Below are 12842 nucleotides of genomic sequence, written 5' to 3'. Positions count from 1 at the left end.
GCAGGGCCGCCGCGGCCTGTGGACAACCCGGTTCGCGGGGTTGACAAGCGGTAACGTCCGCACATCTCCCCAGGGTGGGTGGGGGAGGTGGTGGCACACCGGGGGTGGCAGAGTTGCCGGCATGACCGCACGGATCTTTCTGCTCGTCACCTCGCCGCGTCTGCCTGCGGGGCTGTTGACCGCGGCCGCCTGGGATGTGGTGCGGGCGCATCCGGTCTTCGCCGGTGGTGAGAGCGAGCAGGCCGAGGCGCTGCGCAAGAGCGGGGTGCCGGTCACCGTCGTCGAGAGCGATCCCGAGCTGCTGATCGCCGAGCTGGCGACCGCGGCGGGGCAGCAGGACGCCGCGGTGGTCTGGCTGGCCGGGCCGACCGGGGACGAGTCGTTCGCACGCAGTTTGGGGTTGCGGCTGGCGCGGGAGCCGGGTCTGGCCGAGCTCGAACTCATCTACGGGTCGTGGGATCCGCCGGGGGCGCGGCTGCTCGACGCCGTGGCGGTGATGGACCGGCTGGCCTCCCCGGGCGGCGACCCCTGGAAGCGGGCCCAGACCCACCGCTCGCTCGCTCCGTATCTGCTCGAGGAGAGTTACGAGGCGTACGACGCGATCGAGGCCGACGACACCGACGCGCTGCGCGAGGAGCTGGGCGACGTGCTGCTGCAGGTCGTGCTGCACGCCCGGCTGGCCGAGGAACTGCCCGCGGACGAGGCCTGGAACGTCGACGACGTCGCGGGTGACCTGGTCGACAAGATGATCCGGCGCAACCCGCACGTGTTCTCGGGGGTCGAGGTGACCGACATCGAGGAGATCACCCGCAACTGGGAGAGCATCAAGAAGGCCGAGAAGACCCGCGACTCGGTGCTCGACGGCATCGCACTGAGCCAGCCCGCCCTCGCCCTGGCCGCCAAGATCCTTCACCGTACGGATCGGGCCGGGCTCGACGTGCCGTTGCCGGAGGGGACCGACCTCGGCGCGCGGCTGCTGCGGATCGTGGCCGAGGGCGGCGACGCCGAGCAGGCCTTGCGGCGCGCGGCGCTGGAGTACGCGGAGGCCGTACGGGCGGCGGAGCCCAAAAATGTCGGACCGGCCGAGTAGGTTTCACGGCATGCCGGAGTTCGTACCGCTCGCCGAGCGCATCGTCGACGCCCTGCTCGAAAGCAACCCCGGGCTGGCCACCTATGCGGGTGACCACCGGTTCGACGACCGCCTGCCCGACCTGTCCCCGGGCGCGGTCGACGCTCAGGTCGCCATGCTCCGCGACGCGACCGACGCGCTCTCCGGTGTCGATGCCGACGCGCTCGACCCGGAGGATCAGGTCGACCACGCCATTCTGAGCGCGATGGCCGAGCGTGGCCTGTTCGAGCTGGGCGACGTGCGGGAGCACGAGTGGAATCCGCTGGAGCACAACCCCGGCCCGCTGCTGCACGCGCTGATCTCCCGCCAGTTCGCCCCGGCCGAGGAGAGGCTGGCCGGCCTGGGGGGCCGGCTGGCGGCGATTCCCGACGCGCTGGCCACGGCCCGGGCGGTGCTGCGGGACGTGCCGCGCATCCACGCCGAGACGGCGATCGGTCAGTTCGCGGGCACGGCCGCGCTGATCCGGGACGAGCTGCCTGCCCTGCTCGAGCAGGAGCCGGGCATGCGCGGCGCCGTCGAGCCGTCCTCGGCGGCCGCGCTCAAGGCGCTCGAGGAGTTCGACGGCTGGCTGCGCGCCCGGGTCGACAGCGGCGAGCCCGGCCGCGACCCGCGGCTGGGCCGCCGGCTGTGGGAGGCCCGCCTGTGGCACACGCTCGACACCGAGCTGCCCGCGGCCGAGGTGCTGTCCCGGGCCCGGGCCAATCTGGAACGGGTCGGCGAGAGCCTGCGGGAGGCGGCCGCCGAGCTGACCGGTGGCCCCGCCACCGACGAGACGGTGCGCCGGGCCCTCGACAGCCTGGGCGCGCAGCATCCGTCCGACGACACCATTCTCGACCTGGCCAAGGTCACGATGGCCGAGGCCACCGAGTTCGTCCGCGAGCACGACGTCGTCACGCTGCTCGACGATCCCTGCGTCATCGAGGAGATGCCGGAGTTCGCGCGCGGCGTCGCCGTGGCCTATTGCGACCCGCCGGGCCCGCTCGAGACGGCCGACGTGCCCACCTTCTACTGCATCTCGCCGACGCCGTCCGACTGGCCGGCCGAGCGCGTCGAGTCGTTCTACCGCGAATACAACGACCACATGATCCGCGACCTGACCGTGCACGAGGCGATGCCCGGCCACTTCCTGCAGATCGCCCACGCGCGGCGTTTCCGGGCGGCGACCAGGGTGCGCGCGCTCGGCTGGTCGGGCCCGTTCGTCGAGGGCTGGGCGGTCTACACCGAGGAGGCGATGGCCGACCTGGGCTTCGGTGGCCTGCCGGTGCGCCTGCAGCAGCTCAAGATGCAACTGCGGATGAGCCTCAACGCGATCATCGACCAGCTCGTCCACTGTGACGACCTGCCCGAAGCCGAGGCGATGGCCTTGATGACGGGGGCCGGCTTCCAGGAGGAGGGCGAGGCCGCCGGCAAGTGGCGCCGCGCGTTGCTCACATCGACCCAGCTCTCGACCTACTTCGTCGGCTACACCGAGGTGGCGGCCATCGCCGCGGCCCGCCCGTTCGGCGCCACCCCCAAGGCCTGGCACGACGCCATGCTCGCCCATGGCTCCCCGCCACCCCGCCACCTGCGCACCCTCCTGGGCGTCTGACCCGTTCCGGGGCACCGGCCGTTGTCCGTTCCCGAGCACCGTCCGACGCCGGATCGGGCTCAGCCACGGCCTGACTCGCCGGATCGGGCTCAGCCACGGCCTGACTCGCCGGATCGGGCTCAGCCACGGCCTGACTCGCCGGATCGGGCTCAGCCACGGCCTGACTCGCCGGATCGGGCTCAGCCACGGCCCGACTCGCCGGATCGACATGCGCCGTGGGCCTCACACCCGGACTCGGCTGCGCCGGCCCGGTCACGGTCGCGTGGCGCCGGGCCAGACTCGTTGGTGCCGGCCGGGCCGTGGTTGCGTGGCGCCGAGCCGGACTCGGTGATGCCGGCCCGGCCGCGGTTGCGCGGTGCCGTGCCAGGCTCGGCGGCAGGCTTGTTCGCGCGGCGCCCGCCCTGGCGATCGATGCCCGAAGGGGTACGGCGGGCGGTGGAGGAAGTCTGCGGTTCGCCGATTCGGGCGGGCCGCGATGTAGGTGGCGGCATGTCGCCCGGCCCGGCCGCGGTCCTGCGGCTGGCGAACGGGCGGCAGGTCTTCGTCAAGGCCGTCGCCGCGAGCGCGAGCAGCGCGTCGCATCGGTTCTACCGGCAGGAGGCGGTGGCGCTGGCGGCCCTTCCGCCGGGGGTGCCCGCGCCCGAGCTGATCGGTGCGGTCGAGGTCGATGAGTGGTGTGCGCTGGTCATGTCGGTCGCCGCCGGGGTCCCGGCCGGACCGCCGTGGACCGACAGCGGGGTCCGTCTGGTCGCGGCGGCCTGCGAGACGATCGCCGCGGTGGAGGCGCCGCCGGTGCTGCCGCCGATCGCCGGCCTGCTGACCGATCTGGACGGCTGGCATCGCCTGCGCACCGAGCACCCCGATCTGCTCGACCCGTGGGAACGGGAGCATGCCCGCGCGCTGGCCGACCGGGCGGCGGGCTGGCCGGAGTGGACCGCCGGGCAGACCTTGGTCCATCAGGACATCCGCGCCGACAACGCCGTGCTCGGCGCGGGCGGGGCCGTGCTGGTGGACTGGAGTTTCGGGTGCGCGGGGCCGGCTGGCTCGACCGGGCGCGGCTGGCCACCGACATCGTCGGCAGTGGGCATCGCGACGGGCCGCAGGCGGCCCTGGCGGCCGCCGCGGGCCTGCTTCCGGCCGGGGCGGGGCGGTTCGTCGCGGCCCTCGCGGGGATGTGGCGTTATCGGTCGACCCTGCCCGCGCCGCCGGGGCATCCCACTCTCCGTGGGTGGCAGCGGGCGCGAGCCCGGGCCGTACGGGGATTGCTCGAGGTTGTGCTGCGGAGCTAGGGGCGCGGGCTCAACTACCCAGTTCGGCTTGGCGACGCTGCAGGGCGAGGTTCCGCAGCGCGCCGGCCAGGGTGAGCACCGCCGCGACGCCGAGCACACCGATGGTCAGGAGCGGCCCCACCCGTATTCCGGAGGAAACGATCAGCGCCCCGATCGCGAAGACGGCGCATCCGGCCGACGTACCGCTCGACCGGGCCGTGCCACGCGCGCACCAGCTCGGCGAAAGCGTCACGTTCGCCGCACTGGCGGCGGACGATCAAGAGCTCGTCGCTCCTGCCTGCCTCCCTGAGTGTTCAGTCGGGGAGGCCGGCCGCGAGGTTCGCTACTCGGCCGACTTGTCGATCAGCTTGATGCCGGTGGGGACCAGGAACGCGTCGTCCGGCAGGTCGTCCCGGTACGACGTCAGGGCCTGGTCGATGCGCTTGCCGTTGATGGTGGCGGTAAAGCTGGCCAGGGCGCCCTCGTTGGTCACGCACAGGTCGAACTCGCGGGACGGGGTCTCGTCGACGCCGGCGAGCGACAGGCATGTGGCGTGGCGGCCGGCGATCGTCGTGTCGTGCGGGGTGGTTTCGACGACCGGGTCGAGCGCGGCCGTGGCCAGCATCGCCTGTACGGCCTCGGCCGAGATCAGCGGGCCGTCGTCGAGAGCGGTCGCGGCGGCCGGGTCGGCCGTGCGGGATTCGCAGGTCGACGTCGAGCACCTGATCGTCACGGTCGACGTCACGATCAGGCGGCCGCCGGGGTAGACGTACGACGCGCGGAGCGGGCGCTGGGCCCGGTTGACCGTGGCGACCTCACCGCCGGCCACCTGATATTTCGCGGAGTAGGTCAGGGCCGAGCCCGCGGCCAGCTGCCCGGCCGCCTCGGTGATCAGGGACTCCCGGCTCAGCGGGGCCGCGTTCGCCTCGTCGAGGTCGCCGCAGCCGGCCGCGCCGAGCAGCGCCAGGCCCGCAGCGGTCAGGCCGGCGGTCAGGCGCGTAACAGTGGGCACGTCTGACACCTTGGCCCATGCGCGCAACCTCAGGCAAACCAGTTATGGCGAGGCTGCGCTGCGTGCTCGCGCCATCAACTGCTCGTGCATGATGTAGCGCCGGACCACCCGGGCCGAGTGCTCGTCGGTGCCCGTGAAGACCGCCACCAGCTCGACGATCATCGGGCCGCGGCGCGGGATCTGCTGGCGCATCGAGCTCACCTTGACGGTCTGCGCCGGGAATTCGACCACCTCGTCGCCGACCTGGACGCGCAACGTGAGGTCCGTGCCGGGCTGCACCTCGACGTCGGTGAACTGGGCCCGTACGGCCCGTTCGCTCAGGTCCCGTACGAAGCCTTGGGCCGGCCCTTCGGGCAGCATCAGCACGATCGGCTCGCCGCCGCCGCCGCGCACGAAGTCGCGGCTCTGCTCCAGGGACGCCTCCCCGGCCAGCTGCACGTCGACCCGGTTGCCGTCGACCGCGGTCACGGTGGCGAGCGAGGCGTACCGGCCGCGCGGCGCCGTCGCCCAGCGCAGCGTGACGGTCGAGCCGGCCGGCGGCACGTTGTCGAGCGCCAGCGAGAGCGTCAGGACGGGGCCCTCGGTGTGCACGACGCGAACTCCGGGCAGCGTTTCGCCGTACGAGGTCAGCTCGATGAACGACCCGTCGGCGGGAAGCGTAGGTGTGCTCATAGTGACGGGGTAATCGGTGAACCCGGGCCGGACCTTAGCCAAAACCCAAGGGCAACCGTACGAGCGTGACGACGGCTCGATACGCTCAGTGCCGTGGTCGGCCGCAGGGTCGCGGTCGGTGTGAACGGCAGCCAAAGGCAGCCTGAATGAAGGAGCGACACGACACATGGCCACCATTGAAGCGATCGTCGCCCGCGAGATCCTGGATTCCCGGGGCAACCCGACCGTCGAGGTCGAGGTCGGGCTGGACGACGGCACGGTAGGCCGCGCCGCGGTGCCCTCGGGCGCCTCCACGGGTGCTTTCGAGGCCATCGAGCTGCGGGACGGCGACAAGGGCCGTTACCTCGGCAAGGGCGTCGAGAAGGCGGTTTCCAACGTCGAGGACAAGATCGCCGACGAGCTCGTCGGCTACGAGGCCAGCGAGCAGCGCCTCATCGACCAGAAGATGCTCGACCTGGACGGCACGGCCGACAAGAGCGAGCTGGGCGCGAACGCGATCCTGGGCGTCTCCCTCGCGGTGGCCAAGGCGGCTGCGCTGAGCGCCGAGCTGCCGCTGTTCCGCTACGTCGGCGGCCCCAACGCGGCCGTCCTGCCGGTGCCGATGATGAACATCCTCAACGGTGGCGCCCACGCCGACTCGAACGTCGACGTGCAGGAGTTCATGATCGCGCCGATCGGCGCCCCGACCTTCCGCGAGGCCCTGCGCACCGGCGCCGAGGTCTACCACGCGCTCAAGTCGGTGCTGAAGAAGAAGGGCCTGTCGACGGGCCTGGGCGACGAGGGCGGCTTCGCGCCGAGCCTGCCGTCCAACGCGTCCGCGCTCGACCTGATCGCCGAGGCCGTGCAGGCCGCCGGGTTCTCCCTGGGCAGCGACATCGTGCTGGCCATGGACGTCGCCGCCACCGAGTTCCACAAGGACGGGGCGTACGTCTTCGAGGGCACCCCGAAGTCGACCGACGAGATGATCGCCTACTACGCGAAGCTGGCCGCCGACTACCCGATCGTCTCGATCGAGGACCCGCTGTCCGAGGAGGACTGGGCCGGCTGGAGCGCGATGACCGGCGAGCTGGGCGACAAGATCCAGATCGTGGGTGACGACCTGTTCGTGACCAACCCGACCCGCATCGGCCGGGGCATCGCCGAGAGCGCGGCCAACGCCGTGCTGGTCAAGGTGAACCAGATCGGCTCGCTGACCGAGACGCTGGACGCCGTCGACCTGGCCCACCGGGCCGGCTTCAAGACGATGATGAGCCACCGCTCCGGTGAGACCGAGGACACCACGATCGCCGACCTGGCCGTCGCGGTGGGCAGCGGCCAGATCAAGACCGGCGCCCCGGCCCGGTCCGACCGCGTCGCGAAGTACAACCAGCTCCTGCGCATCGAGGAGCAGCTGGAGGGCGCGGCCCGGTACGCCGGTGCGGGCGCTTTCCCGCGTTACCGCACGGCGTGACGAGCGCCCACTAGATCATGGAGTTGTGGCGCCCCCGGAAACGGGCATAGGTTTCAGCGGGCGCCACAACACGTGACGGAGGGGTTGGGGTGACGACACAGCGACGATCACCGAGCGGTCAGGGTCCGTCCCGCCGCCCCGGATCGTCGCGCACCCGTCCGACCGGACCAATCCGCAATACCGGAAATGTCCGGAGCGGTCGCGCCGACCCCGGCTCACCCGATAAAACGCCCAAAGGCGGACAAAAGGCTGAGGGTGAAGCGCCGAGCAGCAGCGCGGCCGCCCGTAACAGCGCGACCGGCCGCCCGACGCGGAACATCAAGCGCACGACCCTGAACCGTCCGACGGCCTCCCGGCGTACGGGAATCGCCGGCCGCGGCGCCACCAAGCGCACGGTTGCTCCCCGGCCGCGCGCCCTGACCGGCCGCGCGATGGTGCTGATCGTCGTCTTCGTCGCGCTCGCCCTGGCCTACACCTACCCGCTGCGGGTCTATCTGGCCCAGGAGTCGCAGATCGCCCAGCTCGAGGCCGACCAGGCCGCCCAGCGGGAGCTGATCACGCAGAAGGCCCAGGAGCTGCAGAAGTGGAAGGACCCGGAATACCTCCGGGCCCAGGCCCGTGAGACGTTGTTCGCCGTGCGGCCGGGGGAGACCCCGCTGCTCGTGCTGAACGACCCGGCCGGCGCCGCCGCCGAGGCCGGTCAGAAAGCCCCGGCGGCCGCACCCGACCGCTGGTACGACACGCTGTGGAGCAGCGTCCGAGCCGCCGACGCGGAGTCCCCCAACTGAAATGCCTGAGCCAACCGAAGCCGACCTTGAAATCGTCCAGGCCCAGCTCGGCCGGCCTCCCCGCGGCACCCGTGCGATCGCGCACCGCTGCCCGTGCGGCAACCCGGACGTGGTGGAGACGGCCCCGCGCCTCGACGACGGCACGCCCTTCCCGACCCTCTACTACCTGACCTGCCCGCATGCGACCGCCGCGTGCAGCCGCCTCGAGTCGGCCGGCGTCATGCGCGACATGCAGGACCGCCTGTCCACCGACCCCGAGCTGGCCGCGCACTACCAAGCGGCCGCTGAGGACTACAAGACGCGCCGCAAGGCCATCGAGGACGTTCCGGAGATCGCGCACGTCGCCGCCGGTGGCATGCCCGATCGAGTGAAATGCCTGCATGTCCACCTCGGGCACGCGCTCGCTGTGGGCCGGGGCGTGAATCCTTTCGGGGACGAGGTCCGCGACGCCGTCGAGCCGTGGTGGACCGAGGGCCCCTGCGTCAAACGGGAAGAATGACGGTGGAGATCCGGCGCGCGCGCACTCAGGACGTCCGGGCCATTCGCGCCCTGGTCGACGAATACACCTCCGATCGGCGGCTGCTCAGCAAGGCCACGGTCACCCTGTACGAGTCGGTGCAGGAGTTCTGGGTCGCCGTCGACGAGGACGACCGCGTCTTCGGCTGCGGAGCCCTGCACGTGATGTGGGAGGACCTGGCCGAGATCCGTACGGTCGCGGTCGATCCCGCCCACCGGGGTCAGAAGATCGGTCACAAGATCGTCGAGCGGCTGGTCGAGGCGGCCCGTGAGCTGGGCGTGGCCCGCGTGTTCTGCCTGACCTTCGAGACCCGGTTCTTCGGCTCGTTCGGGTTCACCGAGATCGATGGCGCGCCCGTGCCGCACGCGGTCTACGAGCAACTGCTTCGCTCGTACGACGAGGGTGTGGCCGAATTCCTCGACCTGGAACGGGTCAAGCCCAACACGCTGGGGAACACGAGAATGCTGCTGCACCTATGACCCGCGTGGCCGGGATCGACTGCGGGACGAATTCGATCCGCCTGCTCATCGCGGACGTCGCCGACGGCGGGCTGACCGACGTCGCCCGCCGCATGGAGATCGTGCGGCTGGGCGAGGGGGTCGACCGCACCGGGCGCCTGTCCGCCGAGGCCCTTTCCCGTACGAGGAAAGCCCTGCTCGGCTACGCCGCCGAGATCGCCGAACTGGGCGTCAACCGGGTCCGCATGTGCGCCACGTCGGCCTCGCGGGACGCCGAGAACGCGCAGGAGTTCCGCGACATGGTGCGCGGCGTGCTCGGTGTCGACCCCGAGGTGATCAGCGGCACCGAGGAGGCGGCCCTCTCCTTCACCGGCGCGGTCGCCGGGCTGCAAGCCGAGCGGCCCTGTCTGGTGGTCGACATCGGTGGCGGCTCGACCGAGTTCGTCACCGGCTCCGACCGCGTCGACCACGCCATCTCGATGGACATCGGCTGCGTGCGGATGACCGAGCGGCACATCCACAGCGACCCGCCCTCGGCTGCCGAGATCCACAACGCGGAGCGGGACATCGCGGCCGCGGTCGACATCGCCCTGACCGCCGTGCCCGGCCGCGCCGCCACGACCCTGGTCGGCCTGGCGGGCACGGTCACCACCGTCACGGCGCTGGCGCAAAACCTTCCCTCGTACGACGCCACGCGCATCCACCACGCCGAGGTGAGCCTGGCCGACGTGTCCCGCGTGACCGCCGACCTGCTGGCCATGCCGGTCGCCGAGCGGCTGGCCCTGCCCGTCATGCACCCCGGCCGGGCCGACGTGATCGGCGCCGGCGCCTTGATCCTGCGCACGATCATGGAGCGCTCCGGCCACGATTCCCTGATCGCCTCCGAACACGACATCCTCGACGGCATCGCCTTCAGCCTGGCCTGACCCGCTCGCGACGTTCCGTGGCCGCGGCGGCACTACTGTCGTCTTGACGGTATTTCGCATTGCGCAGTACTGTCCTTCGCGTGGATACCACCCAGCTGCTCAAGGGTGTCCTGGACCTGGCCGTGCTCGCCGCCCTGCGCGACGAGGACGGCTACGGCTATGACATCCTGCGCCGCCTGCGGGCCGCCGGGCTCGAAGACGTCGGCGACGCCTCGGTCTACGGCACCCTGCGCCGCCTGTTCGCCGCGGGCTTTTTGAACAGCTACGTGGTGCCCAGCGTGGAGGGCCCGCACCGCAAGTACTACGGGCTCAACGCGGCCGGCCGCGCCGAGTTGCAGCGGTCGGGCAAAGTGTGGCACGGCTTCGCATCCACCATGGACGATCTGCTTCGCGAGCGGGAGACGGCGTGAACTCCACGGCACAGGACGAGATCACCGAATACGTCGAGCGGGTCCGCGCGGCGCTGGCCGACCTGCCCGAGGGCACCCGCGCCGAGCTCCTCGAGGACCTGCCCGAGCACCTGGCCGAGATCCGGGCCGAGGACACGGTCACCCTGACCGACCGGCTGGGCACCCCCGAGGCGTACGCGGCCGAGCTGCGCGCCACCGCGGCGGGCTACGTCGGCGGCTTTCCCGAGCCGCCCAAGAGCCCCTGGGTCACCCCGGCCGAGGTGCGCACCCAGGTGATGCGGGTGCTCGGGCCGGCCGACGTCAAGATCGGGCCGATGATCGGCTACCCCAAGGCCAGCGACTTCCTCACGCTGCTCCGGCCCGCGTGGTGGGTGCTGCGCGGCTACCTGGGCGCGATGGCGCTGGCCTACCTGTTCGACGCCAGCGGCAACCAGCCCGGCCTGCTGCCCCGCATCGGCGGCAGCACCCTGGTGGCGTTGCTGCTGCTGACCGGCTGCGTCGTCGCCTCGATCCTGGTCGGCCACCGCCGCCTGGGCCGCGAAGGCTGGCAGCGCTACGTGATCAACGTCGGCTCGGTGTTCCTGGTGCTGTTCGCCATCGGCGGCTTCTTCAGCGCTGACAGCGACGTGCGCGACCCCGGCTACAACGACGCGGGCTACTCCGGCGGCGGCAACCCGTACGACTACATCACCGACGTCTTCGTCTACGACAGCACAGGCAAACTGGTGCCCGGCGCGCGCCTGTTCGACCAGGAAGGCGCGCCGATCCAGATGGGCAACGCCTACTGCAGCGACCCCAACACCGGTGAGTCGTGGCACTCGCGCTCGATGGGCTACCCGTACTGCCCCGAGGCAGCGCCGTTCGGCTCACCCAACGCCACCCCGTCGGCGAGCCGCACGGCCGGCGCCGCCACCCCGACCGAGCCGGACGAGAACGCCACACCCGGCGCCACCGCCACGCCCGGCAACACCGCCACACCCGGCGCCGGCGCCGTGCCCACCGCCACTGCCGACGCGCCGCCCGGCAAGACCGAGCGCCCCGCCCCGTCCGCATCGTTCCTCGACGGCGGCCGCTGACAGTGACGCTGCCCACGCCACCGACCGGCCCGCCCCGTCCGCGTCGCTCGTCACCGGCGGCCGCTGACGCCGCCCACCCCTCCGGCCACTGAACGGGGTCGCGAGAAGGCAGGCCTGATCGCTACTGTCTGCTCCGCTTGATCCGGCCGTTCCTGGCCGGCCCGCGGAAAGGACCACCCGTGAGCGACGCGACCCCGCCACCTCCCGACCCGACGTTCGCGCCGCCGCCGACCCCGCCGCCGCCGGCCTACCCTCCTGCGCCACCCACCTTCCCGCCCTCGGCGACCGACGGCGCGGCCTTCCCGCCCTCGGCGACCGACGGCGCGGCCTTCCCGCCCTCGGCGACCGACGGCCCGGCCTTCCCGCCGCCGTCGTCGCCCGCGGGCCCGGCCGGAGCCGCCGTGCCGTCGGACCAGCCCACCTACCTGCCCACTGCGGCGCCCGGCCAGCAGGCTTTCCCGCCGGATCAGCCCGGCTTCGCGCCCGGTCAACCCGGCTCTTCGTCCCCTGACGCGCCCGGTGAGCCTGCTTTCCCGCCGGCCGTGCCGGGTCAGCGTGCTTTCCCGCCGGCCGTGCCGGGTGAGCCTGCTTTCCCGCCGGCCGCGCCGGGTGAGCCTGCTTTCCCGCCGGCCGCGCCGGGTCAGCCTGCTTTCCCACCCGCTGCGCCGGGTGAGCCCGCCTTCCCCGCTGCATCCGCGCCCGGCCAGCCCACCTATCCGCAGTACGGGCAGCCCGGAGCCACGCCGAGTTCGGCCGCGCCGTCGTCGTTCGGGCAGCCCGCCTATGGTCAGCCGCAGTCGGGCCTGCCGGCGTACGGGCAGCTCGAAGCTCCGCCGAACTCGGGCGCGCCGTCGTCGTTCGGGCAGCCGGCCTATGGTCAGCCGCAGTCGGGCCCGCCGACGTACGGGCAGCCTGCGGGCCAGTCCGGCTACCCACCGCCTCCGGGCCAGTCCAGCTATCCGCCGCCTCCGGGCCAGCCGTATCCCGGGTATCCGCCCCAGGGTCCGCCGGGTTACCCGCAGCCTGGCCACCAGAATTACCCGCAGCCAGGCCAACAGGGTTTTCCGCCGCCGGGCCAGCCGGGCTATCCCGCGTATCAGGGGTTGGGTGTGCCCGCGCCCAAGAAGCGGAGCACGCTCAAGATCGTGCTGCTGGCGGTCGGGCTGGCCGGGGTGCTGCTGGTCGGTCTCGGGGTTTTCGGTGTGAGCGCGATCGTTTCGGCCGCCGCTGATCCGGCCAAGGGCGCCCAGGTCGGCGACTGCCTCGCGGCCACGGGCGTGGTCGCCGACACCGGCATCTCCGACACCTCGGCCGAGATCGTCGACTGCTCGTTCCGGGATGCGGAATACACGGTCGTGGCCCGCATCGAGGGCGAGAGTTCGCCGACCAGCTCCGCGTGCGACAAGTTCTTCTCCGGTGACGAGCGTTTCTACGTCTATGGCAGCACCGCGGGCGACGGTTACGTGCTTTGCCTGCGCCCGAAAGGCTGACAGCCCGAAAGGCTGACTGCACGTCGCAACTCCCGGGGGTCGGTCGCTAAAGTCGCGG

General features: G+C 72.1%; 13 protein-coding genes. 11 read left to right on the top strand and 2 right to left on the bottom strand.

The genetic code is table 11. The features are described 5' to 3' along the window. The first annotated feature begins 121 nt into the window (after positions 1-121). The 3 genes from BKA14_RS26730 (at position 122) to BKA14_RS26720 (ending at position 4295) form a co-directional block, all read left to right on the top strand. A complete protein-coding gene (locus BKA14_RS26730; RefSeq protein WP_184953595.1) occupies positions 122-1090 on the top strand; it encodes a nucleoside triphosphate pyrophosphohydrolase in 969 nt (322 codons plus the stop codon). A gap of 10 nt (positions 1091-1100) precedes the next feature. Further along, positions 1101-2717, top strand: coding sequence for a DUF885 domain-containing protein (locus BKA14_RS26725; protein ID WP_184953594.1), 1617 nt, complete (start codon positions 1101-1103; stop codon positions 2715-2717). 489 nt (positions 2718-3206) lie between these two features. Further along, positions 3207-4295, top strand: coding sequence for a phosphotransferase (locus tag BKA14_RS26720; protein WP_184953593.1), 1089 nt, complete (start codon positions 3207-3209; stop codon positions 4293-4295). Positions 4296-4328: 33 nt separating this feature from the next. Here BKA14_RS26720 and BKA14_RS26715 read toward each other — a convergent pair whose 3' ends face one another. Both BKA14_RS26715 and BKA14_RS26710 read right to left on the bottom strand, forming a co-directional pair. Then, positions 4329-4997 (bottom strand): hypothetical protein, encoded by a 669-nt coding sequence (locus BKA14_RS26715; protein ID WP_184953592.1) that lies wholly within the window; start codon positions 4995-4997, stop codon positions 4329-4331. A 42-nt stretch (positions 4998-5039) separates the two neighbouring features. Then, positions 5040-5669 carry a PilZ domain-containing protein gene (locus BKA14_RS26710; RefSeq protein ID WP_184953591.1) on the bottom strand — a complete coding sequence of 210 codons (630 nt, stop codon included), beginning with the start codon at positions 5667-5669 and terminating at the stop codon, positions 5040-5042. Positions 5670-5835: 166 nt separating this feature from the next. On the opposite strand from BKA14_RS26710, the gene eno reads away from it, so the two are divergent. From eno to BKA14_RS26670, 8 genes are all read left to right on the top strand, one after another. Continuing rightward, positions 5836-7119 (top strand): phosphopyruvate hydratase, encoded by a 1284-nt coding sequence (gene eno, locus BKA14_RS26705; RefSeq protein ID WP_184953590.1) that lies wholly within the window; start codon positions 5836-5838, stop codon positions 7117-7119. Between the two features lie 89 nt (positions 7120-7208). Further along, entirely contained in the window at positions 7209-7907 is a 699-nt protein-coding gene (locus tag BKA14_RS26700) for an FtsB family cell division protein (protein ID WP_184953589.1), read from the top strand. Between the two features lies 1 nt (position 7908). Further along, positions 7909-8406 carry a DUF501 domain-containing protein gene (locus BKA14_RS26695; RefSeq protein WP_184953588.1) on the top strand — a complete coding sequence of 166 codons (498 nt, stop codon included), beginning with the start codon at positions 7909-7911 and terminating at the stop codon, positions 8404-8406. Further along, positions 8403-8903, top strand: coding sequence for an amino-acid N-acetyltransferase (locus tag BKA14_RS26690; protein WP_184953587.1), 501 nt, complete (start codon positions 8403-8405; stop codon positions 8901-8903). Before BKA14_RS26695 ends, BKA14_RS26690 begins: the two co-directional genes overlap by 4 nt. Before the next feature lie 5 nt (positions 8904-8908). Next, positions 8909-9808 (top strand): Ppx/GppA phosphatase family protein, encoded by a 900-nt coding sequence (locus BKA14_RS26685; RefSeq protein WP_275412404.1) that lies wholly within the window; start codon positions 8909-8911, stop codon positions 9806-9808. Positions 9809-9888: 80 nt separating this feature from the next. After that, positions 9889-10218 carry a PadR family transcriptional regulator gene (locus BKA14_RS26680; RefSeq protein WP_184953585.1) on the top strand — a complete coding sequence of 110 codons (330 nt, stop codon included), beginning with the start codon at positions 9889-9891 and terminating at the stop codon, positions 10216-10218. Then, positions 10215-11294 carry an HAAS signaling domain-containing protein gene (locus tag BKA14_RS26675; protein ID WP_184953584.1) on the top strand — a complete coding sequence of 360 codons (1080 nt, stop codon included), beginning with the start codon at positions 10215-10217 and terminating at the stop codon, positions 11292-11294. Before BKA14_RS26680 ends, BKA14_RS26675 begins: the two co-directional genes overlap by 4 nt. Positions 11295-11473: 179 nt before the next feature. Further along, complete coding sequence (locus BKA14_RS26670; protein WP_184953583.1) at positions 11474-12784, top strand: LppU/SCO3897 family protein; 1311 nt, start codon at positions 11474-11476, stop codon at positions 12782-12784. Positions 12785-12842 lie beyond the last annotated feature (58 nt).

This window comes from Paractinoplanes abujensis (genome assembly GCF_014204895.1).
In the GTDB taxonomy this organism is placed as follows: Bacteria; Actinomycetota; Actinomycetes; order Mycobacteriales; family Micromonosporaceae; genus Actinoplanes; species Actinoplanes abujensis.
Note: the sequence above shows the minus strand (reverse complement) of the source record. Positions and strands in the feature narration are given on the sequence as shown.

Excerpts from the sequence above, each read along its gene's own strand:
- BKA14_RS26730 (WP_184953595.1), top strand. The coding sequence starts at position 122 with ATGACCGCACGGATCTTTCTGCTCGTCACCTCGCCGCGTCTGCCTGCG.
- BKA14_RS26725 (WP_184953594.1), top strand. The coding sequence starts at position 1,101 with ATGCCGGAGTTCGTACCGCTCGCCGAGCGCATCGTCGACGCCCTGCTC.
- BKA14_RS26695 (WP_184953588.1), top strand. The coding sequence starts at position 7,909 with ATGCCTGAGCCAACCGAAGCCGACCTTGAAATCGTCCAGGCCCAGCTC.
- BKA14_RS26710 (WP_184953591.1), bottom strand. The coding sequence starts at position 5,669 with ATGAGCACACCTACGCTTCCCGCCGACGGGTCGTTCATCGAGCTGACC.
- eno (WP_184953590.1), top strand. The coding sequence starts at position 5,836 with ATGGCCACCATTGAAGCGATCGTCGCCCGCGAGATCCTGGATTCCCGG.
- BKA14_RS26720 (WP_184953593.1), top strand. The coding sequence starts at position 3,207 with ATGTCGCCCGGCCCGGCCGCGGTCCTGCGGCTGGCGAACGGGCGGCAG.
- BKA14_RS26690 (WP_184953587.1), top strand. The coding sequence starts at position 8,403 with ATGACGGTGGAGATCCGGCGCGCGCGCACTCAGGACGTCCGGGCCATT.